Below are 25,751 nucleotides of genomic sequence, written 5' to 3' on the forward strand. Positions count from 1 at the left end.
TGGCACGCTGTTGAGTTCTCAAGGAACGGACGCTTCCTTTGTACTCACCCTCTCGGGCTTTCCTCCGGGCGCTTCCCTTCGGTGTTTCATTTTGTTTTGCTGTGTTTCGCTGTCTTGCGTTTCCGACTCTATCAGACTCTTTCGTGTCCGATTTCCTCGGTGCCTTTCCGGTTCCCGCTCCGGCCTTTCGGCTTTCGCGTTTCCCTTTCCGGCGAGTCCGACTTTATCAGAAGTTTTCGGCCGGTCTTACCGGCTGGAGTTTCCGATTTATCGGGTGCGGCTTCTTGGCTTATGAGAATCAAGAAGCAGGCAGATATTAACTGCCGCCGCTGGACTTGTCCAGCTCTAGGCAACTGTTCGAATCTACCTCCCCAGTCCTTCCGTGTCAACGGTTTTTCTGGGGCGTCGAGGACACTAGCAGCTCAGCAGGGCCGGACGCACATCAGGCTGCGACGGGGACCGTGGCGCTGCGTTCGGCGGGGTCCAGGTCGCCCGTGGCGCCGGCGCGGGCCGCCCTGCCGCCCAGTACGTAGACGTAGGCCAGGAAGGCCAGTTCAGCGGCTATGCCGATGCTGATGCGGGCCCAGGTCGGCAGGCCCGAGGGCGTGACGAAGCCTTCGATGGCGCCGGAGATGAACAGGACCAAGGCCAGACCCACCGCCATGCCGAGGGCGGCTCTTCCCTCTTCCGCGAGAGCGGTTCGGCGTGAGCGCGGGCCCGGGTCGATGACGGTCCAGCCGAGGCGCAGGCCCGTACCGGCGGCCACGAAGACCGCCGTCAGCTCCAGGAGACCGTGCGGGAGGACCAGGCCGAGGAAGGTGTCGAGGCGGCCGGCGTCGGACATCAGGCCGATGCCCACTCCCAGGTTCAGCATGTTCTGGAAGAGGATCCAGATGACGGGGAAGCAGAGGAAGGCGCCCAGGACCAGGCACATGGCGGCTGCCTGTGCGTTGTTCGTCCACACCTGGGCCGCGAATGATGCTGCTGGGTGGCTCGAGTAGTACGTCTCGTACTCGCCGCCGGGGCGGGTGAGCTCGCGCAGCTCTCCGGGGGCCGCGATGGATGCCTGGACCTCGGGGTGCGTGGCGATCCACCAGCCGATGACGGCCGCGAGGACCGTCGAGAGGAGGGCCGTGGGGACCCACCAGTGGCGGGAGCGGTAGACCGCTGCCGGGAAACCGTGACTCAGGAAGTGTGTGGCGTCGCGCCAGGAAGCTCGGCGGGTGCCTGTCACCGCACTACGCGCGCGTGCCACGAGGTGGGTGAGGCGGCCGGTGAGCTGTGGGTCCGGGGCGCTGGACTGGATGAGGGAGAGGTGGGTGGCGGTGCGCTGGTAGAGCGCGACGAGTTCGTCGGCCTCTGCTCCGTCGAGGCGGCGCCGGCGGCGCAGCAGGGCGTCGAGTCGGTCCCACTCTGCTCGGTGGGCGGAGACGAAGACGTCGAGGTCCATCAGGTGGCTGCTCCTCGTACTGCGGCGCGATGCTGCCTCAGCTTGGCAGACTGGCGGTTCCGACGGCAGGGCAGGGAAGGGCGGCTGGCGTGAGTGAGCTGGTGACGGGCGAGGCGGTGGCGCTTGAGCTGCGCCCGGCGAAGCTGCCGAGTCGTGGGCTCGCCGTACTGATCGACCTGGTGGTGGCCTGGGCGGTCTACCTGGCGGTGACGTTGGCGATTGTGGCCTCCACGTCCTCGTTGGACGACGCCGCGGCCGCTGCGGTCGCCGTGGCGAGCTTCGTGCTGATCCTGGTCGGCGGGCCGATCGCGGTCGAGACGCTCAGCCATGGGCGGTCGCTGGGGAAGATGGCGTGCGGGCTGCGGGTGGTGCGGGACGACGGGGGGCCGATTCGTTTCCGGCACGCGCTGGTGCGGGGTGCGGTGGGGGTCGTCGAGATTCTGCTGACGTTCGGGGTCGTCGCCTGCATTGCTTCGCTGGTGTCGGCGCGGGGGCGGCGGCTGGGGGATGTGTTCGCGGGGACGCTCGTCGTGCGGGAGCGGGTGCCGACCGGCCGGGCGCCCTTCATCCCTCCGCCGCCGCCTTGGCTCGCGGGGCGCTTTTCCGGGCTCGATCTGTCCGGGGTGCCTGAGGGGCTGTGGCTCGCCATCAGGCAGTACCTGACGCGCATGGGGCAGTTGGACCCGCAGGTGGGCTGGTCGATGGCTGAGCGGCTTGCCGGGGATCTCGCGGAACGTACGGGGGCGCCGGCTCCGCAGGGTGTGCCGCCGGCGGCGTACCTGGCGGCGGTCGTGCAGGAGCGGCAGGCGCGGGATGCCCGGCGGGCGTTCGGTGGTGGCATCGGGGGCGGGGGTGGAGTGCCTGCTGCCGAGTCTGCGTACGTGACGCCGCCCGCCCCGATTTCCCCTGCCCACCCGGCGTACCTGGACGTCGGTCCGCCGGTCCAGCCGGGGGCGCGTGATGTGCCGCCGGCCGTGCGGCAGGAGGGGGCGGAGGGCGCGCCTTCCGGCACCGGGTTCGTGCCGCCCGCGTAGGGCCGCCAGGGTCAGGCGAAGGTCGAGGGCGGGGATTCGAGGTTCTCGAGTTCTGTGCCGGGGGCGGAGAGGACTACGTCGCCGGCGATGTGGATGGCGTGCTGCTCGCCGGTGTCCAAGGCTGTGACCTGGTATTCGTCCACGATCAGCGGGCCGTTGTCAGTGGCGTGTGCTTCGCTTTTCAGCAGGGCCCAGGACTGGTCGAGGGTGCGGGGGGCGAGGACCGGGTCGGTGAAGGCGACGAGGCGGACGCGGGTCGCGGGGGAACCGGGGGTGAGGCGCAGCAGGCGTGTGGTGGCGACGAGGAAAGCGGGGGATGTGCCGGTGAAGGCGTGGGCGGGGGCGTTGTCTTCCGTGGCGTGGGTTCCGGTGGGGTCGGTGCGTACCCACGTGACGCCGTCGATCGCCGCGGCACGGATCTGCCAGTCCCCCGCGTGCAGTTCGAGGCGGATGGGCCGGCCCAGTTCGTCGAGGGCGAGGTCGACGGAGCCGGTGGGCTCGCCCGAGGGCGCGGTCCGCTGGGAGACGTAGCGCCAGCCGGAGGGGCCGGGGGCGCAGTGGAAGTGTTCTTCACCGAGGGGGGTGTGGTCGTGCGGATCGTGAAGCGAATAGTGGCCGCGGGGCATGGGGCTCGGTCCTTGTAGGGGGCGGGTGCTTGTCCCGGAGCCGGGGCAACTGTGGGTCAGTGCTGGGCCGGGTGGGCTGCTGTCGGCGGACTGCGGGCCGTGCCCCGTCGTCCGCAGGGAGAGTCTCTCGGCTCGCTCCGAGCCCCACGGTAGGTCAGTCGCGATGCTTGGCCCGCGGGTGCCGGGCGTCTGGGTGGCTTCGCCGACTACTCGAGGGGCGGCGCGAGGGGGGGCTAACGGTGGACAGACGTAATGCGCGTGCGCGTCATGAGGCGTTGGCGGAGCAAGGGGCAGGGGGGCGTTCAGGGGTGATGTCGAGTGGGGGCGCGAGGGCAGGAGGCCGCGGACGGTCGTCGCGAGCGGCACCTCGTTCCACGATGACCTGCTGATCCGGACGGATGGCGTTTGGGGGGGGCGCCTGTTTGCGAACCTGCCTTCCGCAGCTTCAAGACGCGAGCCTGACTGTCCCGTCGTAGGGGGGCGACGGCCGCCCCACGCGGCCCCCGCGTCCTGCGCGGTGCCGGTCCAAGGAGCCGTGCCCGGCCCGGTGGGAGGGCAGTGCTGAGCCGCGGCTGGTCTCCGTGACCTCTGCGGTGCCGGTTCCGGCGGCCGAGCTCAACCCCAGTGGGAGAGCAGAGGCCGGGCCTTGGACGGCCTCCGCGGCCTCCGCGGTGCCGGTTAGCCGTGCTCGGCCCGGTGGGATAGCAGAGCTGAGCTGCGGCTGGTGGCTGGCGCGGCTTCGGGGCATGGGGTCGGGACCGGCGCCGTGAGAGGGGTGGGGGCTGGGCTTGGTGGGCTCTGGGGGCCGACTTGGCTGGCTTATGGGCGCAGGCCCCCGCCGGGAGGGCGGGGGCCTGCGGTTGAGCGGGGGCCGGGGGTGTGGGCCGGCGGGGTGCTCAGTAGCGGTAGTGGTCCGGCTTGTACGGGCCCTCTACCTCTACGCCGATGTACGCGGCCTGCTCGGGGCGCAGCGTCGTGAGCTTGACGCCGAGCGAGTCCAGGTGGAGGCGGGCGACCTTCTCGTCGAGGTGCTTGGGGAGCACGTAGACGTCGGTCGGGTACTCCTCCTGCTTGGTGAACAGCTCGATCTGGGCCAGGGTCTGGTCCGCGAAGGAGTTGGACATCACGAAGGACGGGTGGCCCGTCGCGTTGCCCAGGTTCAGCAGGCGGCCCTCGGACAGGACGATGAGGACCTTGCCGTCGGGGAACGTCCACGTGTGGACCTGCGGCTTGACCTCGTCCTTGACGATGCCGGGGATCTTGGCGAGGCCGGCCATGTCGATCTCGTTGTCGAAGTGGCCGATGTTGCCGACGATCGCCTGGTGCTTCATCTTGGCCATGTCCGAGGCCATGATGATGTCCTTGTTGCCGGTCGTGGTGACGAAGATGTCGACCTTGTCGACGACCTCGTCCAGCGTCGTGACCTGGAAGCCGTCCATCGCCGCCTGCAGGGCGCAGATGGGGTCGACCTCGGTGATGATCACGCGCGCGCCCTGGCCGCGCAGGGACTCCGCGCAGCCCTTGCCGACATCGCCGTAACCGCAGACGAGGGCGGTCTTGCCGCCGATCAGGACGTCCGTGGCGCGGTTGATGCCGTCGATCAGGGAGTGGCGGCAGCCGTACTTGTTGTCGAACTTCGACTTCGTGACGGCGTCGTTCACGTTGATCGCCGGGAAGAGGAGGGTGCCGTCGCGGTGCATCTCGTACAGGCGGTGGACGCCCGTCGTGGTCTCCTCGGTCACGCCGCGGATCTCCGAGGCGAGCTGGGTCCACTTCTGCGAGCCCTCGGTGATGGTGCGGTTGAGGAGCTGCAGGATGACGCGGTGCTCGTCCGACTCGGCGGTGTCCTCGGAGGGGACCTTGCCGGCCTTCTCGTACTCGACGCCCTTGTGGACCAGGAGCGTGGCGTCGCCGCCGTCGTCCAGGATCATGTTCGGGCCGCCGGTGGGGGTGTTCGGCCAGGTCAGCGCCTGCTCCGTGCACCACCAGTACTCCTCCAGGGTCTCGCCCTTCCAGGCGAAGACCGGGATGCCCTGGGGGTCGTCCGGGGTGCCGTTCGGGCCGACGGCGATGGCCGCGGCCGCGTGGTCCTGGGTCGAGAAGATGTTGCAGGAGACCCAGCGGACCTCGGCGCCGAGGGCGACCAGGGTCTCGATGAGGACGGCGGTCTGCACGGTCATGTGCAGCGAGCCCATGATGCGGGCGCCGGCCAGCGGCTGAGTGGCGGCGAATTCCTTGCGGATCGACATCAGGCCGGGCATCTCGTGCTCGGCGAGGGTGATCTCCTTGCGGCCGAACTCGGCCAGGGAGAGATCGGCGACCTTGAAGTCCTGGCCGTTGATGAGAGTCGTCATGTGCGAGCTGCTCCTCGTGGGTTGATCGAGGGTGGGTGGGCATGGCTGGCTGACCTGCGACGACGGCACAGAGGTGTACCGGTGCGCAGCAGCGCAGTCCGTCGGAGGCCCTCTCTCCCTCGGACGGCGCCCGCAGAGGCACCGCCCGACCGCCATCAGCAGCGACGTCTGGCTCGGTCACAAAGCTACACCGATTGGCCCAGCGAGCCCCAGCCCGCCTCCCCGGGCGTCGGAGTGGGCGGGCCACCGCAGGCCGGGGCGTGAACAGGGCGACAGACCTGCGCATTCGGGACCTTTGCGCTTTTGACCCTGCGCGCATGTGTTGCAGGATGCCTTGAGATCGGGAACATTTGCGCGATCTTGTTTGACGAAGCCGTTGAAGCCGTTGAAGGCACTGAAGGCGCTGAAGGCGTTAGGAGATCCACGTGACCCACCCGGCCGATCCCCCCATAGGTGGTGACAGCGGCGAGCAGAGGAAGCTCAAGTTGCTCGCCGTGACCGCCTGTCCGACCGGTATCGCCCACACGTACATGGCGGCGGAGAAGCTCTCGCAGGCGGCGGAGAGCCTCGGCATCGACATGAAGGTGGAGACGCAAGGCTCCATCGGGGCCGAGAACGTCTTGACTGACAACGATGTCAGAGATGCTGACGGCATCATCATCGCCGCCGACAAGGACGTCGACCGCAGCCGTTTCGCGGGCAAGCGCGTACTGTCCGTCGGTGTTTCCGAGGGCATCAGCCACCCGGAGCGGCTGATCGAGCAGGTGCGGAGCGCGCCCGTGCACGGTGGTGGCGCCGGCGGTGGGACCGCCGATGCGACCTCCACCGGAGGCGGCGGGGGCGGGGGCGGGGGCGGCAAGGAGCGGAGTCTCGCGTACAAGGCGCTGATGAACGGCGTCTCGTACATGATTCCGTTCGTCGTGGTCGGCGGGCTGCTGATCGCGATCTCGCTGTCCCTCGGCGGGCACACCGACCCGCAGGGCGGGCTCGTCATCCCCGACGGCTCGTTCTGGAAGCACGTCAACGACATCGGTGTCATCGGCTTCACGCTGATGGTGCCGATCCTCTCCGGCTATATCGCGTACGCGATCGGGGACCGGCCCGCGCTGGTGCCGGGCATGATCGGCGGCTTCATCGCCAACACCGGCGAGCTGTACGACTCCAAGGCGGGCGCGGGCTTCATCGGCGCCATCGTGACCGGCTTCCTCGCCGGTTATCTGGTGCTGTGGATCAAGAAGGTCAAGGTCCCCAAGTTCGCCCAGCCGATCATGCCGATCATCGTGATCCCCATCGTCGCGACGACGGCACTCGGTCTTTTCTTCATCTACGTCATCGGCAAGCCGATCTCGTGGGTCTTCGAGCATCTGACCAGCTGGCTCAGCGGTATGACGGGAACCAGCGCGATCCTGCTCGGCGCAATTCTCGGGCTCATGATCGCGTTCGATATGGGCGGTCCCGTCAACAAGACGGCCTTCCTGTTCGGCACCGGTCTCATCGCGACCGGCAACCAGACCGTCATGGGCATGTGCGCCGCCGCGATCCCGGTCATGCCGCTCGGCCAAGGCCTCGCGACACTGATCCGCAAGCGGCTCTACAACGAGCAGGAGCGGGAGACCGGTCTCGCCGCCCTGTTCATGGGCTTCTTCGGGATCTCCGAGGGTGCGATTCCGTTCGCCGCGGCACGCCCCGCGCAGGTCATTCCCGCGAACATGCTCGGCGGTGCCGTCGCCGGTGCGATCGCCGGTCAGGCGGGCGTCGAGGACGCCGTGCCGCACGGCGGGCCGATCGTGGCGGTTCTGGGCGCCGTCGGCGGCGTACCGATGTTCTTCATCGCCATCGTCATCGGTGCCGTGGTCACCGCCCTCACGACGGTCACGCTCGTCGACATCAGCGAGCGCAAGCGCCGTGGGGCGCCCGTCGTCGATGTGCCGGGCGGTCCTGAGCCGGTGCTCGCCGGTGTGGGCGCGGGAGCCGTCGCCGCGGGCGGGACGAGCACCCCGCAGAAGGTGCCTGCGCCCGCCCCCACAGCGACAGCCGCCTCGGAGGAACCCGAAGTCCTCTCCGGCTATCTCACCGAGCAGACCGTGAAGGTCCGTCTCGACTCCGCCGACAAGGATTCCGCGATCCGCGAGATGGCGAACCTCCTCGCCGCCACCGGCAAGGTCAACGACGTCGAGGAGCTCGTGCAGACCGCCCTGCGCCGCGAGGCCCAGGGCACGACCGGGCTCGGCGAGGAGATCGCCATTCCGCACGCCAAGACCGATGCGGTGACCTCGCCGGTCGTCGGGTTCGCGCGGTCGGCCGAGGGCATCGAGTGGGGCGCGCTCGACGGTACGAAGGCCAAGCTGATCTTCATGATCTCCGTGCCGCAGGCCGCCGCGGGCGACGAGCACCTGCGGATTCTCGCGCTCCTCTCGCGCAAGCTGATGGACACCGGCTTCCGGGAGCGGCTCGAGGCCGCGCCCGACGAGGCGGCGGTCCTCGAGGTGCTGCGCGAGGTGCGGTGACCCATGGGTGAGTTACGCGATCGGGGCCCCGCACCTGCACGGTGCGGGGCCCCGACTGCGTACGGGAGTGGCGGAAGGTCAGTGGCCGCCGGGCGACTTCGCCGGGTTGGTGCCCTCGGCGGCCGCCGTCTCGCTGTAGATGTCCGGCTCCAGGTAGATCACGCGGGCGATCGGGACCGCGGCGCGGATGCGCTCCTCGGCGGCGTTGATCGCGTGGGCCACCTCGGTCGCCGTTTCGTCGTGGCGCACGGCGATCTTGGCGGCGACGAGCAGCTCCTCGGGGCCGAGGTGCAGGGTGCGCATGTGGATGACGCGGGTCACCGTGTCGCCGTCGACCAGGACCTTCTCGATCTTCTGGACCTCTTCCGTGCCCGCGGCCTCACCCAGGAGCAGGGACTTGGTCTCCGCGGCGAGGATGATCGCGATCAGGATGAGCAGGACGCCGATGCAGAGCGTGCCGATGCCGTCCCAGACGCCGTCGCCCGTCGCGAGGGCGAGGCTGACGCCGCCCAGGGCCAGGATCAGGCCGACCAGCGCGCCGAGGTCCTCCAGGAGCACGACCGGCAGCTCGGGGGCCTTCGCGCGGCGCACGAACTGCGTCCACGTGAGGTTGCCGCGCGTGAGGTTCGACTCCTTGATCGCCGTACGGAACGAGAAGGCCTCGGCGATGATCGCGAACACCAGGACGCCGACCGGCCAGTACCAGTGCTCGATCTCGTGCGGGTGCTTGATCTTCTCGTAGCCCTCGTAGATCGCGAACATGCCGCCGACCGAGAAGAGCACGATGGAGACCAGGAAGGCGTAGATGTAGCGCTCGCGCCCGTACCCGAAGGGGTGTTGGGGGGTCGCCTCGCGCTGCGCCTTCTTGCCGCCGAGGAGCAGGAGCCCCTGGTTGCCCGAGTCCGCGAGCGAGTGCACGCTCTCGGCGAGCATCGACGACGAACCACTGAAGATGAACGCGACGAACTTCGCCACCGCGATCGCGAGGTTCGCGGCGAGTGCCGCGACAATCGCCTTTGTTCCGCCTGACGCGCTCATGTGTGCCCGTTGTCCCTTCGCCTGCGTACGTACTTGTCCGTTGCCGCTTTGCCCGGCCTTTGCGGTGGGTCATTGTTGCAGCACGAGGCGCTGGTGGTGAGTCAGGCCACCACAGTGGCACGGAAGACCGTGCCGACTCCGGACACTTCGGCCTTTTCGTCCGCGGGGACGAACACGGACTGTCCGGGCGTGAGTTCCCCGGCGTCGCCCACGTGCACGGAGCCCGCGACGCAGAGCAGGATCTGCGGGGTGGCCGCGGTGAGGTCGTGCGGAGCCGCGCCCTCGGGCAGGACGAAGCGGGAGAGGCGGAACTCGTCGATCGGGGTGTCGTAGACCTCTTCGCCGTCGGGCGATGCCTCGGGGCGCAGGATGCCCGGGACGGTCGGCTCGAAGCGGACGATGCGCAGGAGTTCGGGGACGTCCACGTGCTTGGGCGTCAGGCCGCAGCGCAGCACGTTGTCCGAGTTGGCCATGATCTCGACGCCGAGACCGTCGAGGTAGGCGTGCGGGACGCCGGCGCCGAGGAACAGGGCCTCGCCGGGCTGCAGTCGGACGTGGTTGAGGAGCATCGCCGCGATGACGCCGGGGTCGCCGGGGTAGTGCCGCGCGATGCCCGCGTACGGGGCGTAGGCGCCGCCGAGCCGCTGGGCCGCCTCGGTGACCTCGGTGACCGTCGCCCGCATCTCGTCGGGGTCCGCGGTCAGGACGGCCGTCAGGACCTCGCGCAGCGCGCCGTCCTCGGGCTTGGCGTGCAGCAGGTCGACGTACGGCTTCAGGGAGTCGACACCGAGGCCGGCCAGCAGGTCGGCGGCCTCGACGGGGTCGCGGAAGCCGCAGAGGCCGTCGAACTCCGTGAGGGCGCAGATCAGTTCGGGCTTGTGGTTGGCGTCCTTGTAGTTGCGGTGCGGGGCGTCGATCGGGACGCCCCGCTTCTCCTCGTCCTCGTACCCCTCCCTCGCCTGCTGCAGGTCGGGGTGGACCTGGAGGGAGAGCGGGGCGCCCGCGGCGAGGAGCTTGAGGAGGAAGGGCAGGCGTGGGCCGAACCTGGCGACGGCCGCCCGGCCGAGCTCCCGTCCCGGGTTCTCGTCGATCACCTCGTCGAGCGGACCGCGCCCGGTGCGCGAGGGCGCGCCGGGGTGCGCGCCCATCCACATCTCGGCCTGCGGTTCACCGGTCGGCTCGACGCCGATGAGTTCCGCGATGGCGGTGGTGGAACCCCAGGCGTAGGGGCGGATGGTGTTGCTGAGGCGGTCCACGGAGGGGTTCTCCCTTACGTACGTACGCGGTGCGGGCGAGGCGGGGCCATGCGGTGTCGTGCTGCGTCCAGGGTCATGACCGGGCTGTGGTCATGATCGGTCCCTCGGGGCGAGCGCCAGGTAAACGGCGGCGAAATCCGTGACGGCGATCAGCTCCGCGAGGGTCTCCAGGTCGTCGCCGTCCTCCGGTTCGAGCTCGCTGATCGCGATGTCGTGGCCGTGGGCGAGTTCGCGGGCCGCGGGCGCCGCGCTGAGGCCTCCGGCGTCCACCGGGCGGTCGCGGAGCAGGACGACGCGGGCGCGCAGCTGCTGGGGTTCCTCGACGCGGTCGCGGAAGAAGTCGTCGCCGTCGTCCCCGCCGCCCGCTGCGAGGGTGCCCGCGAGCAGGGCGCCGTGCGCGGGCAGGGACTCGGGCAGCTCGCCCGCGACCGCGGGGTGCCCGGCGAGCTCGGCGAGGCCCGCGGCGAAGCGGCGGCCCACGGGGCCGGCGAGAGCGCCCTCGGTCCAGATCACCGGGAGGGTCTCGTCGAGCTCCGCGGCGAGCGTCTTGGCGGGGTTGCTGTATGTCGCCACGACCGGGCCGCAGCGTTCGGCGACGTGGTCGAGGCGGTCGGCGATCTTCTCCAGGGTCTCGGCCGGTGCGGTGATCAGGCCGGTGCGGTCCAGGAGGATGAGGAGCGGGGTGAGCAGGGCCCAGAGGGTGGCGGGGGCGGAGGCCGCGGCCTCGTCGTCCACGCGGCGTGCCTCGTAGGCCTCGGAGGCCCGCTCTCCGTCGTGCGGGGTCTCGTACTCCCCGTACGGGGAGGTGGCCATCGGGACCGTGAGGCCGTGCGAGCCCTCCACGCCCTCCGCGAGCGGGGAGCGGGCGGGGGCGACGGCGACGACCGTGCAGCCGCGTCGGTAGGCCTGGCCCGCGAGGAGTTCGAGGCCCGGTTCGGTGCCGTCCGGGGTGGCGATGAGCAGCAGGTCGAGCGGGCCCGCCCAGCCGGGGAGCGCCCAGCGCAGGGCGCCTGCCGCGGGGGCCACGCCGGTGGGGGCGAGGCGGACCACGGGACAGCCGGCGCCGGCGAGGGTGCCGAGCAGATCGGCCACGCAGGTGGCGGCCGTGCCGGGCCCGGCGATCAGGATGGCGCGGGGGCGGCCGTCCGGCTTGAGCTGGGTGAGCCCGGCCTCCGTCGCGTGCCGCACCGCCGTGCGGACGCGGGCGCCTGCCTCCGCGGCGCCGCGGAGGAGGCCGCGGCGGTCGGCCACGGCGAGGGCCTCGGGCGCGTCAAGGAGCGATTCGTCCAGCATGGGGTCGGGCCTCCGATTCGCCGGGCGGCGGGGCGGGGGCGCCGCCGCTCGCACTTCTTGTCGTTACGCGGGGCCGGGCGGGGCCTTGCGGGGCGCTGGCCCCGGACGGCCTTGCGGGGCCTTACGCGGGGCGGCGGGCCTCGTCGACGAGGAGTACGGGGATGCCGTCGCGGACGGGGTAGGCAAGGCCGCAGTCCTTCGCGGGCGCCGTGCAGACCAGCTCTGTGTCCGCCTCCTTGAGGGGGGCGTGGCAGGCCGGGCAGGCGAGGATCTCCAGGAGGCCGGCTTCGAGCGGCATGGGGTGGGTCCCTTCGAGCGGTGGGCGAGGAATGTCGCCTGGTCAGCCTACCGCCGGCCCCTGGGCCTGTGCTGGCCCCCGGGCCTTGCTGCGCGTGTACTGCCGGGGCTGCGCCCCAGGCCCCCTGGGTGGGGCCTGGGGCGAAGCCCGTGGCTCGACTGCGGGCCGGTGGGAGGGCAGGCGGGCGGGAGGCGCCTCAGCCTCGGATGATTCCCAGGGCCTCGTCGCGGGTCCGCGTCATCGTCGCCTCGTCGCGGGCCTCCACGTTCAGGCGCAGGAGCGGCTCCGTGTTGGAGGCGCGGACGTTGAACCACCAGTCCGCGGACGTCACCGTGAGGCCGTCCAGCTCGTCGAGGGTGACGCCCTCCTGGCCGGTGTACCTCGCCTTGATGGCGGCGAGGCGGGCCGTCTGGTCGTCGACCGTGGAGTTGATCTCGCCGGAGCCCGCATAGCGGTCGTACTGCGCGACGAGCGCCGAAAGGGGGCCGTCCTGGCCGCCGAGCGCCGCGAGGACGTGGAGCGCGGCCAGCATGCCCGTGTCCGCGTTCCAGAAGTCGCGGAAGTAGTAGTGCGCCGAGTGCTCGCCGCCGAAGATCGCGCCCGTCTTGGCCATCTCCTCCTTGATGAAGGAGTGCCCCACGCGGGTGCGGACCGGCGTGCCGCCGTTCTCCTTGACGACCTCGGGGACCGACCAGGAGGTGATGAGGTTGTGGATGACCGTGCCCTTGCCGCCGTTGCGCGCGAGCTCGCGCGAGGCGACCAGGGCGGTGATCGCCGACGGGGAGACCGGGGCGCCGTCCTGGTCGACGACGAAGCAGCGGTCCGCGTCGCCGTCGAAGGCGATGCCGAGGTCGGCGCCCTCCTCGCGCACCCGCTCCTGGAGGTCCACGATGTTCTTCGGGTCGAGGGGGTTGGCCTCGTGGTTGGGGAAGGTGCCGTCCAGCTCGAAGTACATCGGTACGAGCGTGAGGGGCAGGCCCTCGAAGACGGTCGGGACGGTGTGCCCGCCCATGCCGTTGCCCGCGTCGACGACGACCTTGAGGGGGCGGATGGACGTCAGGTCCACCAGGCCGCGCAGGTGCGCCGCGTAGTCCTTGAGGGTGTCCCGCTCGGTGAGCGTGCCGGGCGTGGCCGCCGGCTGCGGGGCGCCGGTCTTCGACCAGCCCTCCACGAGGGCGCGGATGTCGGCGAGGCCGGTGTCCTGGCCGACCGGGGCCGCGCCCGCACGGCACATCTTGATGCCGTTGTACTGCGCGGGGTTGTGCGAGGCCGTGAACATCGCGCCCGGCAGGTTCAACGCCCCCGACGCGTAGTAGAGCTGGTCCGTCGAGCAGAGGCCGATCTCCGTGACGTCGACGCCGAGCGCCGCGGCACCGCGCGCGAAGGCGCGGGAGAGGCCGGGCGACGAGGGCCGCATGTCGTGTCCGGTCACGATCGCGTCCGCGCCCGTCACCTTCGCGAAGGCCGCGCCGAACAGCTCGGCGAGCGACTCGTCCCACTGGTCCGGGACCACCCCGCGCACGTCGTACGCCTTCACGATCTGGGACAGATCAGCAGTCACGGCCAACCCTCTCTGCAGGTTCTGCGAGTTCAGCGGTCTCGGAAAACACCCGGTCGAGTGCTCGCCGGTGACCCCAAACTACCCGCAACAACTGACAACAGGCTGTGAGCGGCGTCAAGCTCCGTCAGTCGGAGGTCAGGCTCTCGTCACGGCAGCATCCAGCCGAGCACCACCGTGCTCTGTCCGACGACGATCAGGCACATCACCAGGAGCAGGCCGAGGCTCCAGGGCAGCACCTTGCGCAGCAGATCGCCCTCCTTGCCCGCGAGTCCGACCGCCGCGCACGCGATCGTCAGGTTCTGCGGGGAGATCATCTTGCCGAGCACGCCGCCGGAACTGTTGGCGGCCGCGAGCAGTTCGGGCGAGAGCCCGGACTGCTGAGCCGCCGTCACCTGGAGCGCGCCGAAGAGCGCGTTGGCCGAGGTGTCCGAGCCGGAGACCGCGACGCCGAACCAGCCGAGCACCGGCGACAGGAAGGCGAGCCCCGCGCCCGCCGCTGCCACGAAGTGGCCGATGGTGGCGGCCTGCCCGGACAGGTTCATCACGTACGCGAGGGCGAGCACGGACGTCACGGTGAGGATCGCGAACCGCAGTTCGTGCACGGTGGCGAGCCACTCCCGCACCGCCACGCGCGCGTGCACCCCGATGACGGCGGCCGTGCCGACGCCGGCGAGCAGCACGAGCGTCCCGCCCGTCGCCACGAGCGGCAGCGAGAAGAGGTTGCCGCTCACCGGGTCCCCGTCGGGTCCCGCGACGTTCAGGAAGGGCCAGTCGAAGGTCTGCGTCGCCTTGGCGAGAAGGTCCTTGACCGGCGGGATCTGGGCGACCGAGAAGATGGCGACGATCAGGGCGTACGGGGCGTAGGCGCGCAGGATCTCGGGGCGCGGGTCGTCCTGGTCCAGGTCCTCGCTGCGCGCGCCGGTCAGGACGGCGACCCGTACGGGCTCCGTGGCGGGCTTGCGCGCGCCGGGCACCGCCATCAGGGCGCCCGCGCCGGCCAGGGCCGCCCCGATGTCGGCCAGCTGGGCCGAGACGTAGTTGGACGCGGCGAACTGCGCGGCGGCGAAGGCGAATCCGCATACCAGGGCGGGCACCCAGGTCTCGCGCAGCCCGCGACGCCCGTCCACGAGGAAGACCAGGAGCAGCGGCACGACGAGGGCGAGCAGCGGCGTCTGGCGCCCGACGACCGTGGCGACGGTGTCCAGCGGGAGCCCGGTGACCTGCGCGAGCGTCACCACGGGGGTGCCCATGGCGCCGAAGGCGACGGGCGCGGTGTTGGCCACGAGGGCGACGACGGCGGCCTTGACGGGGTCGAAGCCGAGCGCCACCAGCATCACCGCGGAGATCGCGACGGGTGCCCCGAAGCCGGCGAGCGCCTCCAGGAGCGCCCCGAAGCAGAAGGCCACGACGAGCGCCTGGATGCGCGGATCGTCCGAGAGCCGTCCGAAGGAGCGGCGCAGGATGTCGAAGTGCCGGGTGCGGACCGTCATCCGGTACACCCACAGGGCGTTGACGACGATCCACAGGATGGGGAAAAGCCCGAAGAGGGCACCCTGTGCGGCGCCGGAGGCCGTCTGGCCGAGCGGCATCCCGTACGCGATCCAGGCGACGAGGGCGGCGACGGCGAGGCCGATGAGGCCCGCGTGGTGGGCCTTCATGCGGACGGCGCCGAGCAGGACGAGGACGGTCAGGAGGGGCAGGGTCGCGACGAGGGCGGACAGGCCGAGCGAATCGGCCACGGGCTCCAGTTGCTGCACGTACACGGGCGGCTCCCCGGTTCCATTTCCGTATTCCGCGATGCGGAACGTGATCTCTCACGGCTGGGGGAATGGTCGAGTCGCCGACATGGGCACGTCAATGGGTCGTGCAGGAGAACTTGTTCAGCGATGAACGACTGGGGTCTCCGGAGAGGGGCGGTTCAGCAAGGAGAGGGGCGGTTCAGGAATCCGGTGAGCGCAGCACCCGCAGATGGCCGCGGCGCGCGACCTCCATCGGGTCCGCCCTGCGCGCGCCGCCACCGGCCTCCGCGGCGCGCTCCTGGGGGCGGGCCGCCTCGCGCACCGCGTTGGCGAGCGCCTCGAGGTCGTCACCGCTGGGGCGGGCCGGACCGGAGGAGTCGGCGAGCCGGACGACCTCCCAGCCGCGGGGCGCGGTGAGGCGCTCGGAGTGCTCGGCACAGAGGTCGTAGCAGTGGGGTTCGGCGTAGGTGGCGAGGGGGCCGAGGACCGCGGTCGAGTCGGCGTAGACGTACGTCAGCGTCGCGACGGCGGGACGGCCGCAAGCGGTGCGCGAACAGCGACGTACAGGGCTCACGATGTTGGACGGTACCGCACTCTTGAGCGGGCCGCGACGACTCTCCGCGAGGTCACCCCACCGTGTCGTGCCGTGACCCCCGTCACCGCACGCTCCCATGGCGCGTCGCTGACCTGCGGTGACGCGAGGGGCCCAAGTGGCCGGTGGTGTCAGATCCGGTCACTGCTTGGCGCAAATACCGTCATTCATCGCGAGGCCGACGGTCCCGGAGAGATACGGAATCGGGCGCAACCCTGGCCGGAATGGTCATCGGGCGACATGCCGCGTGCCGGACGGAAGCCGGACGGGGGCAGTACGCAAGCACCGCGAAAGCAGCACGGAAGCAGTGTGGAAGCCCGGTGGAAGCTGTGCGGAAACGCCGATCTCGAGGACTACGCTTCGTCAGTGATGGACGACCCCGTACAGCCCCGCGCCGCAGACCCGAGGCCCCGCCGCCGCGACCGCCACGGCAGGGGCATGCGCGGACCCGTGGCGCCGCCCCAGGTGCCGCTGTCCGCCAGCCGCGCGGAGGTCTTCACCGACCTGGTGCAGGACTCCGTGGAGCGCCTGGAGCGGCGCTGGCCGCAGCTGAGCGAGATCGACTTCCTGGTGCTCGAGGTTCCCGCGCTGGGGCGGGGCGGGGGCGCGGGCGAGGACGACTGGAGCGATGACGTCGTGCCGTTGGGCGGCACGATCGAGGCGGCCGGTGACCGCCCCGCGCGGGTGGTCATCTACCGGCGTCCGGTGGAGATCCGCACCAAGGGGCGGGACGAGCGGGCCGCGCTCGTCCACGAGGTGGTGGTCGAGCAGGTCGCCGAGCTCCTCGGCCTCTCGCCCGAGTCGGTCGACCCGAGGTACGGGGAAGACTCCTGACGGCTCCCCCGCCCCCGTGGACGGGCCACTGAGGCCTACTTCTGCAGCACCTTCAGATCCTGTTCCGCGTGCGGCACCGACACCATGCCCCGGTCGTCCGGCAGGGTCTGGACGGTGAACATGGGGACGCCGTCCTCCGGGTCCTCCAGCATGCGGGAGGCATGGACCTCGCCCCCCGACACCGGCTCCACCGTGAGCGCGTACGTGCCCTTGAGACCGCTCGGGACGGGCGCCTTGATCCCCAGCGTCGTGCCGCCCTTGACCGTGTACGTCTTGGTCGTCGGCGAGCCGCCTTCGCTGCCCTCCGACGCCGTGACCTTCACCTTGCCGGTCTCGCCAGGGGCCACGAGCGACAGCGTGGAGCCCTTGGCCCGGTTGTCGGCCGCCGTCGCGCGCGCGCCGATCGCGCTCGTCGCGGGGATGAACGCCGTCTCCTGGTCGGCGCCCTTGCCCCGGGTGACGCGCAGGGCCGCCACCACGGGCGTCGCCTCCTCCGTCGGCGTCAGGATCAGCGAGCCCGCCTCGCCCTTGGTGACGTCACCGAGGTCCACGGCTGTCGTCATGCCGGACTTGACGTGCAGGTTCGCGTGCCCGGCCGGGCTGATCGACCCGGTGGGCGAGGCCAGTTGCACCTTCAGGTCGGCGTCGTCGGTGCCGGGGGCGAAGGCGACCAGGCGTACCGAGGTGGCGTCCTTGGGGATGCCGGGCAGGACCAGGCGGCTCGCGGGATCGGCGGACGCGGGCAGCCAGTCGCCGCCGAGCTTGTCGTCCGACGACTGCACGGCGGCCGCGACCCGGCCGCTGCGCGCGGTCACGTGCATCGTGAGGTTGGTCTGTTCCTTGGCCGCGAGCGTGGACAGCAGGACCGGGACGCTGGAGTGCGGCTGGACCTGGATCGCCTCGCCCACCTCGGTCTTGAGGGCGCCGTCCTTGCCGTACAGCTCGACGTCGACGACGGCCGCCGAGTCGTCCGGGTTGGTCAGGTGGACGTAGTCACTGCGGCCCTTGGCGGTGCTCGCGCCCGGGAACCAGAAGTCCGTGTCGGGCGCCGTGCAGTTGGCGCCCTGGAGGCCGCGTCCGCTGCCCACCGCGTACTTGGTGGTCTGCTGGACGGTCCAGCCGGGGGCCTGGCGGCCGTCCGCGGTGCCCAGGAGCGCGGGTGACTCGCCCCCGGTCTCCTCGCCGGTGACCGGCTTGCCCGGTGCCTTCGAGGTCAGGAAGGGCTTGTCGTCCTCTTCCTTCTTCTTCCTGGCCTCGTCCTCCGGTGTGACCTTCAGAGCCCTGGTGGCGGGCATCAGTTCCGCCTTGCCCGTCCTGCCGGAACCCTCGCCCTTGGGCGTGAACGCCGTGTACGAGGTCTCGGCGAGGTCGGAGGAGCTGGGCACCGGGCAGAGCAGGCTGGTGCGCTCCACGGGCAGCCGCTCGGCGGCCTTGGCGCCGTCGTCGCCGCCGCCGTCGGGCGCGTTGGTCACGGCGAACCCGGTGACCGCGGCGAGCGCGGCCGCGGCGGCGATCAGGGACTGGGTCGTGCGGTTCACTGCTGGCTCCCGTCGGGGCGCTCACTGTCGGTGCCGTGCGGCGGCTGCGGGGGCTGGGGCGGCATCGGGGGCTGCTGACCGTACGTGGCGTCGAACGCCTGGCCGTACTGCTCGGCGCCGCCCGGTACGCCCTGTGCGCCTCCGTAGGCGTACGGGTCGTACTGGCCGCCCTGGTAGGGGTCCTGGTACGCGGGCTGGTCGTACGCACCCGCGGGGTACTGGGCGTCCTGATACTGCTGCTCGCCCTGGTATGTGCCGTAGTCGGCGCCCGCGTCGGCGGCCTGCCACTCGTCGTGCGACTGCGACTGCTGCTGGGGCACCGCGGCGTAGGCACCCTCATCCTTCGGAGGAGGCGGCGGAGTGCCGGCGTCGTCCTGCCCGGCGCCTGCCTGCGCGGCGTCCTGCTCGGCCTGTGCGGCCCGCAGCCTGCGGGCCCTGCGTCCCTCGCCCTCGACGGGCTCCGCCGGGACGACGGCCTCCTCGGGAAGGTCGTCGTCCACGTCACGGCGGCGGCCGGGAAGGGCGAGGACCACCAGGACCACGGCGAGCGCGCCCTGGGCCCACAGCCATCCCGTGTGCCCCACGGGAGTCGTGTGCGTGACGTCCAGGCGGCCGCCCGACGCGGGCAGTTCGAAGCCCTGCGCCCAGCCGTCAAGGGTGGTCGGGGACAGCGTGCGGCCGTCCAGGGTCGCCGTCCAGCCCTCGTCGACGGCGTCGGCGAGCCGCAGGGTGCGGCCCTCGTCACCCGCGGGGATGTTCGTGTGCAGTTCCACGGGGCCTGCGGCCACCGGCAGCGGATCGCCCGCCTCGGGGACGATCGCGGCGCGCGAGACCTGCCGGTCCACGCGCCACAGGGCGCTGCCGTCCTCCTGGCTGAGCCGGGTCAGGCCGGGGGTGGAGTCCAGGGTGCGGCTCATCTGGCGGGGCGCGCCCTCGCGTACGAGGACGTAGCGCACGGCGAAGCCGCCGAGCTGGTCGGCCTGGTCGGCGCCGGAGCCCGCGAGGAGCCGGGCGACGATCTTGTCCAGGTGGCCGTTCGAGCCGCCCGCGTCGGCGAGTTCGGCGTCGCCGAGGCGGGCGCCCGAGCCGCGGACGAGGGTGTACGACACCTGGGCGGCCAACTCGCTGTCCAGGACGAGCGTGCGGGCCTGGTCCTGCGTGCCGCTCTCCTCGGCGACGAACGCGGGCACCTGGACCGGGTCGCGCCGCTCCAGGGGGCCGTCGGCGCCGCGGATCATCCACCCGGCGGCGACGAGCAGCGGCCCGGCGGCCGCCGCGAAGGCGATGAGGACGGCGACCGGCTGACGCCAGCCGAAGCTCTGCTCGGCGACACGCGTGCGTGCGCCGTCGGCGCCGAGCGCGGCGGCGGCCAGGAGCGCGATGCCGTACCCGAGGGTCGCGGGGCCCGCCCACGCCGAGCTGTTCGAGAGCGCGGCGAAGGCCAGGGAGACCAGCGCGACGATCCAGGCGGTGCGGACGGCGAGCTGCCGCTCCGTACGCAGGAGCGCGGCGAGGGCGGCGAACACGATGCCGATGAGCAGCAGCCCGTCCACGGTGCCGGGACCGCCGGGGCTGCCCCCGAGCAGGTCGAGCCCGGTCGCGGAGCCGACGCCGAAGTCGAGCCCCGCCTCACCGAAGAAGCCGAAGGGCAGCAGCGAGAGCGACCAGGGCGCGAGGATCAGGAGCGGCGTGCCGAGCGCCGCGAGGAAGCGCGGGCCGTACGCCGTGATGTCGCCCCTGCGCACCACGAGGAGCGCGAGGCCGAGCACCAGGGCGATCGGCCACACGATCGGCGTGAAGGCGGTGGTGAGTGTCAGGAGCAGGGCGAACGCCCACGAGGCGCGCCAGCTTCCGCGCGTGCCCCCCGGGGAGGCGAGGCCGCTCGCCGCGATGCCCGCGCGCGCCATGAGCGGCAGCAGGACCGCGAGGACGGCGGTACCGATGCGGCCACCCGCGAGCGCGCCCGTGGCGGCCGGCAGGAAGGCGTACGCGACCGAGGCCCAGGCGCGCAGCAGACGCGACTCGACCAGGGGCCGTGAGGCGAAGTAGGCGGCGAAGCCGGCCAGCGGCACCGAGCCCACCAGGAGCACCGTGACCGCGAGCCCGGTGGACCCGAACAGTAGGCTGCTGAGCCCCGCGACGAGTGCCAGGTAGGGCGGCGCCGACTGCGTGCCGCCGGTGCCGACCGGGTGCCAGGCATCGAGATAGCGCGCCCAGAGGGCCGAGGAGTCACCGGGGGCGGGCAGCAGCGCGCCGCCCGCGAGCGCACCGCTGCCGAGGAGTTCGCGGCAGGCGATGAGCGAGGCGAAAAGCAGCACCACGAAGAGCATCGGTCCCGGCTTGCGGGCCAGGCGCTTGAGGCGGGCGAACTGCTCGACCTGGAGGAAGTCCGCGTCGTCCCCGCCGGGTCCGGTCTCGACGGCCCCGTGCCGCCCCGCGCCGGTGACGGCCTCGGGGTCGGAGCGGCCGACAATGTTGCCCGCCACCTGTTCGACGGTGGCGCGGACAGTGGCACCCGGCGGCGGGAAGAGCGGCCGCATCTCGGACGGCTCGAGCACCGACTTGCCGCGCTCCTTGCGGGCGCTGACGATCCGTCCGGGCCGCAGCAGTGTCCCCAGGAGACCGGCGACCTCGTCGACCGCCTGGCCCGGGACCTTGCCGACCAGATACGCCACGGTGCGCAGCAGGGTGCCGACGACGAGCCGCAGGAGCACCCAGGGCAGCACGGCCGTACGGGCGTTGACGAGCAGGGTGTAGGCGGCGCCCGCCTTGTCCACGCGGTGCGGCGACGTCGACGTACGCCCGACGCAGTCGACGGTGCGGCGCTCGCGCGAGGAGGCCTCGGCGTGCCGGACGACGGCTTCGGGGGCGATCAGGACGCGGTGGCCCGCGTTCTGCGCGCGCCAGCACAGGTCGAGGTCGTCCCGCATGAGCGGCAGGCGCCGGTCGAATCCGCCGAGTTCGTCGAAGACGTCCCGCCGGATCAGCATGCCCGCGGTGGACACCGAGAGCACGGGCCGTACGTGGTCGTGCTGGCCCTGGTCCTGCTCGCGCCGGTCGATGCCGGTCCAGCGGCGGCCGCTGTTGGCGACGGAGACGCCGACCTCGAGGAGCTGGCGGCGGTCGTACCAGCCGCGCAGCTTGGGGCCGACGATCGCGACGTCCTTGCCGACCTCGCGTTCGTTCTCCACGACACGGAGCAGTTCGGCGAGAGCGCCGGGCTCGGGCGCGCAGTCGTCGTGCAGCAGCCAGAGCCACTGTTCGGGCTCGCCGTGGGGCAGTTCGGGGAGGTCGTAGGCGTCGTCGCGCCAGGTCCGGCTGACCGGGTCCCAGCCGCTGGGGCGCTTCAGGTAGGGCAGCTCTTCCGGGGTCAGCACGCCGGCGACGCGGTTCGCCTCGTCGACGGCGGTGCCGAAGCCGGAGCGCCGGGCCAGGTGCAGGACGCGGTCGGGGCCGAGTGCCTCGGTGACCAGGCGGGCGGAGTCGTCCGCGCTGCCGGTGTCCGCGGCCACGGCGTTCTGCACCGGGCGCTCCTGGCCGAGCAGCCCTGCGAGGGCGTCGGGCAGCCAGCGGGCGCCGTCGTGGGAGACGATCACGGCGGTGACTACGTGCCGCGGGAACTCAGGAGCGGCAGCGGCGTCTTGAGGACTGGCTGCTGAATGGCTGTGCACGGACATCGAGGTACGGGCCCCGGTTCGATGGACTGCGGTGGACGCCTGCGCTTCATGGGGGCGCCGGGGCGTCTCGGACGGGGCCCCACACTAACGGCTGGCATCACAACAGCCCGCCGCCTGTGGATAACCCACGGGCGACGGGCTGTTCCTTACGTAGGGGTGTGTGCCGTTTGGTCGGGCGGATCCAGCTGGTGTTCAGACGGCGGCCTTCTTCAGACGGCGGCGTTCCCGCTCCGAAAGACCGCCCCAGATTCCGAACCGCTCGTCGTTCGCCAGTGCGTACTCAAGGCATTCCGAGCGAACCTCACAGGCGAGGCAGACCTTCTTGGCCTCTCGCGTGGAGCCGCCCTTCTCGGGGAAGAAGGACTCGGGATCGGTCTGGGCGCACAGCGCGCGCTCCTGCCAGCCGAGTTCCTCGTCCGCGTCCTCGACCAGCAGTTCCTGAACCAGCTCGGTCATGTGCGCCCCTCGTCTGTCTGTGCGTCCCCGTGGTGCTTGCCGTTACCGATTTCGGCTGAACGACACGAGTGAAATTACAAGTGTGCCGATCCGGGCCAGTCAAGCCGAGATCTGCTATTGGGCCCCTTATTCACCCTGCGGAACCAAGGTAATGCGGAAAGTGTTCAAATCGGCATAAACCCCGTCACTTGCCGGTGGCCCATCCCGAGGCACCCCGCGACCGCCTTCACCAGGGAAGGACGTCACGGGGAACGATCCCGTTGCGACCGGTCCACCGAAGCGAAGGGGATCACATTCGGGTCACGGGAGTGCGCCGGGGTTTACGTGCCGGTTGAAGCGCGATGTGACCCTGGGTGTCCCGTGAACCGCATGCACAAACCTTTCACCTGACAGAACAACCGGATGAGGTGAAACATATTCCACATACCGGACATAGAGTTGACAGAGAAGGTGTGAGCCGCTGTTCTAGTGGGCATGCTCGCAAACTTGGCACTCCCGACGACCCGCACCCGCGGGCTCCTCGGCGCTGCCCACGCGCGCTGTCTCTGTTCCTGCTCCAGCTGTTGAGCCATCCCGCTTCCAGCCGTTGAGCCGCTCCACCCCTCCCTCGCGACACCCCAGCACTCACGTTGAGGAACCACCGCACCATGAACAGCGACAGCGACCTCCAGATCGCCGGCGACATCCTCGAAGTCACCCACCTCCTGCAGCCCGCCCGCGAGCACCCGGCCACCGTGGCCGAGTTCGTCGGCCTGGCCCGCACCATCGCGGCCGACCGCGCCCAGTGGTCCCACCTCGTCGAGTACGACGCGACGAGCCGCTGGTACCACCGCCTGCGCACCGGGCCCGGATACGAGGTCTGGCTGCTCTCCTGGGTGCCCGGCCAGGGCAGCGGAACGCACGACCACGGCCTCTCCTCCGGCGTACTGACGGTCCTGGAGGGCGAACTGACGGAGCGTACGGAGCGCGGACAGCGCGCGCTCGGCGCCGGGTCCCAGCGCGTGTTCGCGCCCGGATACGTCCACGACGTCGTCAACGACTCCCTGGAGCCGGCCGTCAGCCTGCACATCTACTACCCCGGCCTGACCGACATGCCGATGCACGCGGCGCAGTGCGGCGTGCGGGCCACCGCTCCCTCGGCCGGAGATGTCGTAACCGCCTGACGCGCTGTCGTACCTGCCTGACATGCTTGGCCCCATGCGCATTGTGGTCCTGGCCGGCGGTATCGGCGGCGCCCGTTTCCTCCGCGGGCTCAAGAAAACCGCGCCTGACGCGGACATCACCGTCATCGGCAACACCGGTGACGACATCCACCTGTTCGGGCTGAAGGTCTGCCCCGACCTCGACACCGTGATGTACACGCTCGGCGGCGGCATCAACGAAGAGCAGGGCTGGGGACGTACGGACGAGACGTTCAAGGTCAAGGAAGAGCTCGCGGCGTACGGGGTCGGGCCCGAGTGGTTCGGGCTCGGCGACCGGGACTTCGCCACGCACATCGTGCGGACCCAGATGCTGGCCGCCGGATTCCCCCTCAGCGCGGTGACCCAAGCGCTGTGCGAGCGCTGGCAGCCCGGCGTGCGGCTCATCCCCATGTCGGACGACCGCGTCGAGACGCATGTCGCCGTCACGGTCGACGGCGAGCAGAAAGCCATCCACTTCCAGGAGTACTGGGTGCGCCTGCGGGCGTCCGTGGCCGCGCACGCCGTGGTGCCGGTCGGCGCGGACCAGGCCAAGCCCGCGCCCGGTGTCCTGGAGGCGATCGCCGAGGCGGACGTCGTGCTCTTCCCGCCGTCCAACCCCGTCGTCAGCGTCGGGACGATCCTCGCCGTGCCGGGCATCCGCGAGGCCATCGCCGACGCGGGCGTGCCCGTCGTCGGGCTCTCGCCCATCGTCGGGGACGCGCCCGTACGCGGCATGGCCGACAAGGTGCTCGCCGCGGTGGGCGTGGAGTCGAACGCCGCCGCGGTCGCCGAGCACTACGGAAGCGGGCTGCTCGACGGCTGGCTCGTCGACACCGTGGACGCCGGGGTCGTGGAACGGGTCGAGTCGGCGGGCATCCGGTGCCGGGCGATCCCGCTGATGATGAGCGACGACGACGCGACCGCCGAAATGGCGCGTGCGGCGCTCGCCCTCGCGGAGGAGGTACGGGCGTGAGCTTCTCCGAGGCCGGATCAGGGGCCGTGGCCTCGCCGTCGTTCCGGGTCTGGGCCGTGCCCGGCCTGCCCGAGGTGCGGCAGGGGGACGACCTCGCCAAGCTGATCGCCGCCGCCGAACCGGGGCTCGCCGACGGGGACGTGCTCCTCGTCACCTCGAAGATCGTCAGCAAGGCCGAGGGGCGGATCGTCGCGGCGAGCGACCGCGAGGCGGCCATCGACTCCGAGACCGTACGGGTCGTGGCGCGGCGCGGGACTCTGCGCATCGTCGAGAACCGGCAGGGCCTCGTGATGGCCGCCGCCGGTGTCGACGCCTCCAACACGCCTGCCGGGACCGTGCTGTTGCTGCCCGAGGACGCCGACGCCTCGGCGCGTGCGGTGCGGGACGGGCTGCGGGACGCGCTGGGCGTGGACGTCGGCGTCGTGGTCACCGACACCTTCGGGCGCCCCTGGCGCAACGGCCTGACGGACGTCGCCATCGGGGCGGCGGGCGTGCGGGTCCTCGACGATCTGCGGGGCGGCGTCGACGCGTACGGCAATCCGCTCAGCGCGACGGTCGTCGCCACCGCGGACGAGCTGGCCGCCGCGGGCGATCTGGTCAAGGGGAAGGCCGGCGGGCTGCCGGTCGCGGTGGTCCGCGGGCTGCCGCACGTCGTCGGGGAGACCGGCGGGGCCGACGAGGGTGCTCGCGTCATGGTGCGGAGCTCGCGTGACGACATGTTCCGGCTCGGCACGTCCGAGGCCGTGCGGGAAGCGGTGACGCAGCGGCGTACCGTGCGGGAGTTCACCGACGAGCCGGTGGACCCCGGGGCCGTGCGGCGGGCCGTGGCCGCCGCGGTGACCGCGCCCGCGCCGCATCACACGACGCCGTGGCGGTTCGTCCTCCTGGAGTCCGAGGGCTCCAGGGTGCGGCTGCTCGACGCGATGCGGGACGCGTGGGTCGCCGATCTGGAGCGGGACGGCAAGTCCGCCGAGTCCATCGCCAAGCGCGTACGCCGGGGGGATGTCCTGCGCAAGGCCCCCTATCTGGTGGTGCCCTGCCTCGTCATGGACGGCTCGCACACGTACGGGGACGAGCGGCGGGACACGGCCGAGCGGGAGATGTTCGTGGTCGCGGCCGGTGCCGGCGTGCAGAACTTCCTCGTGGCCCTCGCCGGGGAGCGTCTGGGGTCCGCGTGGGTCTCGTCGACGATGTTCTGCCGGGATGTCGTACGGGACGTGCTCGGGCTTCCGGAGTCGTGGGACCCGATGGGCGCGGTGGCTGTCGGGCACGGGGCGGTCGAGCCGGGCGCTCGGGGGGCGCGGGGTGCGGAGGACTTTGTCGCCGTGCGATGACTCGCCCCTG

General features: G+C 71.5%; 19 protein-coding genes. 6 read left to right on the forward strand and 13 right to left on the reverse strand.

Annotation, left to right across the window (positions count from 1 at the left end; genetic code table 11):
* Window positions 1-442 precede the first annotated feature (442 nt).
* The gene (locus tag AB0M70_RS19175) at window positions 443-1,450 is read right to left on the reverse strand and encodes a stage II sporulation protein M (protein ID WP_365821155.1); all 1,008 of its coding nucleotides are present in this window, start codon (window positions 1,448-1,450) and stop codon (window positions 443-445) included.
* A gap of 89 nt (window positions 1,451-1,539) precedes the next feature.
* Here AB0M70_RS19175 and AB0M70_RS19180 point away from each other — a divergent pair, with 89 nt between their 5' ends.
* Window positions 1,540-2,484, forward strand: a complete 945-nt coding sequence (locus AB0M70_RS19180; RefSeq protein ID WP_365821156.1) for an RDD family protein — start codon at window positions 1,540-1,542, stop codon at window positions 2,482-2,484.
* A gap of 11 nt (window positions 2,485-2,495) precedes the next feature.
* Here the strand turns inward: AB0M70_RS19180 and AB0M70_RS19185 are convergent, their stop codons facing one another.
* Window positions 2,496-3,110, reverse strand: a complete 615-nt coding sequence (locus AB0M70_RS19185) for a hypothetical protein (RefSeq protein ID WP_365821157.1) — start codon at window positions 3,108-3,110, stop codon at window positions 2,496-2,498.
* 896 nt (window positions 3,111-4,006) lie between these two features.
* Window positions 4,007-5,464, reverse strand: a complete 1,458-nt coding sequence (gene ahcY, locus AB0M70_RS19190) for an adenosylhomocysteinase (protein WP_365821158.1) — start codon at window positions 5,462-5,464, stop codon at window positions 4,007-4,009.
* A 425-nt stretch (window positions 5,465-5,889) separates the two neighbouring features.
* Here ahcY and AB0M70_RS19195 point away from each other — a divergent pair, with 425 nt between their 5' ends.
* The gene (locus tag AB0M70_RS19195) at window positions 5,890-7,971 is read left to right on the forward strand and encodes a fructose-specific PTS transporter subunit EIIC (RefSeq protein ID WP_365821159.1); all 2,082 of its coding nucleotides are present in this window, start codon (window positions 5,890-5,892) and stop codon (window positions 7,969-7,971) included.
* A gap of 78 nt (window positions 7,972-8,049) precedes the next feature.
* On the opposite strand, the gene AB0M70_RS19200 is transcribed toward AB0M70_RS19195, so the two are convergent.
* The 7 genes from AB0M70_RS19200 to AB0M70_RS19230 form a co-directional block, all read right to left on the reverse strand.
* On the reverse strand, window positions 8,050-9,009 hold the full coding sequence (locus AB0M70_RS19200; protein ID WP_365821160.1) for a cation diffusion facilitator family transporter: 960 nt from the start codon (window positions 9,007-9,009) through the stop codon (window positions 8,050-8,052).
* Between the two features lie 101 nt (window positions 9,010-9,110).
* The gene (gene manA, locus AB0M70_RS19205) at window positions 9,111-10,265 is read right to left on the reverse strand and encodes a mannose-6-phosphate isomerase, class I (RefSeq protein WP_365821161.1); all 1,155 of its coding nucleotides are present in this window, start codon (window positions 10,263-10,265) and stop codon (window positions 9,111-9,113) included.
* A 90-nt stretch (window positions 10,266-10,355) separates the two neighbouring features.
* Window positions 10,356-11,558: an SIS domain-containing protein gene (locus tag AB0M70_RS19210; protein WP_365821162.1), complete on the reverse strand. Its 1,203-nt coding sequence runs from the start codon at window positions 11,556-11,558 to the stop codon at window positions 10,356-10,358.
* Window positions 11,559-11,679: 121 nt separating this feature from the next.
* The gene (locus tag AB0M70_RS19215) at window positions 11,680-11,856 is read right to left on the reverse strand and encodes a Trm112 family protein (protein ID WP_363211587.1); all 177 of its coding nucleotides are present in this window, start codon (window positions 11,854-11,856) and stop codon (window positions 11,680-11,682) included.
* A 196-nt stretch (window positions 11,857-12,052) separates the two neighbouring features.
* A complete protein-coding gene (locus tag AB0M70_RS19220) occupies window positions 12,053-13,417 on the reverse strand; it encodes a phosphomannomutase/phosphoglucomutase (RefSeq protein WP_365821163.1) in 1,365 nt (454 codons plus the stop codon).
* Window positions 13,418-13,563: 146 nt separating this feature from the next.
* On the reverse strand, window positions 13,564-15,180 hold the full coding sequence (locus AB0M70_RS19225) for an L-lactate permease (RefSeq protein WP_365821164.1): 1,617 nt from the start codon (window positions 15,178-15,180) through the stop codon (window positions 13,564-13,566).
* A 175-nt stretch (window positions 15,181-15,355) separates the two neighbouring features.
* Window positions 15,356-15,829, reverse strand: coding sequence for a DUF3499 domain-containing protein (locus AB0M70_RS19230; RefSeq protein WP_365821166.1), 474 nt, complete (start codon window positions 15,827-15,829; stop codon window positions 15,356-15,358).
* A 288-nt stretch (window positions 15,830-16,117) separates the two neighbouring features.
* On the opposite strand from AB0M70_RS19230, the gene AB0M70_RS19235 reads away from it, so the two are divergent.
* Window positions 16,118-16,582, forward strand: a complete 465-nt coding sequence (locus tag AB0M70_RS19235) for a metallopeptidase family protein (RefSeq protein ID WP_365821167.1) — start codon at window positions 16,118-16,120, stop codon at window positions 16,580-16,582.
* 35 nt (window positions 16,583-16,617) lie between these two features.
* On the opposite strand, the gene AB0M70_RS19240 is transcribed toward AB0M70_RS19235, so the two are convergent.
* The 3 genes from AB0M70_RS19240 to AB0M70_RS19250 form a co-directional block, all read right to left on the reverse strand.
* Complete coding sequence (locus AB0M70_RS19240; protein ID WP_365821168.1) at window positions 16,618-18,120, reverse strand: DUF5719 family protein; 1,503 nt, start codon at window positions 18,118-18,120, stop codon at window positions 16,618-16,620.
* Window positions 18,117-21,797: a glycosyltransferase family 2 protein gene (locus tag AB0M70_RS19245; RefSeq protein ID WP_365821169.1), complete on the reverse strand. Its 3,681-nt coding sequence runs from the start codon at window positions 21,795-21,797 to the stop codon at window positions 18,117-18,119. The genes AB0M70_RS19240 and AB0M70_RS19245 overlap by 4 nt, the downstream gene beginning before the upstream one ends.
* A gap of 192 nt (window positions 21,798-21,989) precedes the next feature.
* Window positions 21,990-22,253 (reverse strand): WhiB family transcriptional regulator, encoded by a 264-nt coding sequence (locus AB0M70_RS19250; RefSeq protein ID WP_016642094.1) that lies wholly within the window; start codon window positions 22,251-22,253, stop codon window positions 21,990-21,992.
* Between the two features lie 647 nt (window positions 22,254-22,900).
* Between AB0M70_RS19250 and AB0M70_RS19255 the strand changes: the two genes are divergently transcribed.
* From AB0M70_RS19255 to AB0M70_RS19265, 3 genes are read left to right on the forward strand one after another with little or no spacing between them, the layout of a single operon-like run.
* Complete coding sequence (locus tag AB0M70_RS19255; RefSeq protein ID WP_365821170.1) at window positions 22,901-23,416, forward strand: cysteine dioxygenase family protein; 516 nt, start codon at window positions 22,901-22,903, stop codon at window positions 23,414-23,416.
* Between the two features lie 34 nt (window positions 23,417-23,450).
* On the forward strand, window positions 23,451-24,407 hold the full coding sequence (gene cofD, locus AB0M70_RS19260) for a 2-phospho-L-lactate transferase (protein WP_365821171.1): 957 nt from the start codon (window positions 23,451-23,453) through the stop codon (window positions 24,405-24,407).
* Window positions 24,404-25,741, forward strand: coding sequence for a coenzyme F420-0:L-glutamate ligase (locus AB0M70_RS19265; RefSeq protein WP_365821172.1), 1,338 nt, complete (start codon window positions 24,404-24,406; stop codon window positions 25,739-25,741). Before cofD ends, AB0M70_RS19265 begins: the two co-directional genes overlap by 4 nt.
* The last annotated feature ends 10 nt before the right edge of the window (window positions 25,742-25,751 follow it).

The sequence above is a fragment of the Streptomyces sp. NPDC051214 genome, from assembly GCF_040682375.1.
In the GTDB taxonomy this organism is placed as follows: Bacteria; Actinomycetota; Actinomycetes; order Streptomycetales; family Streptomycetaceae; genus Streptomyces.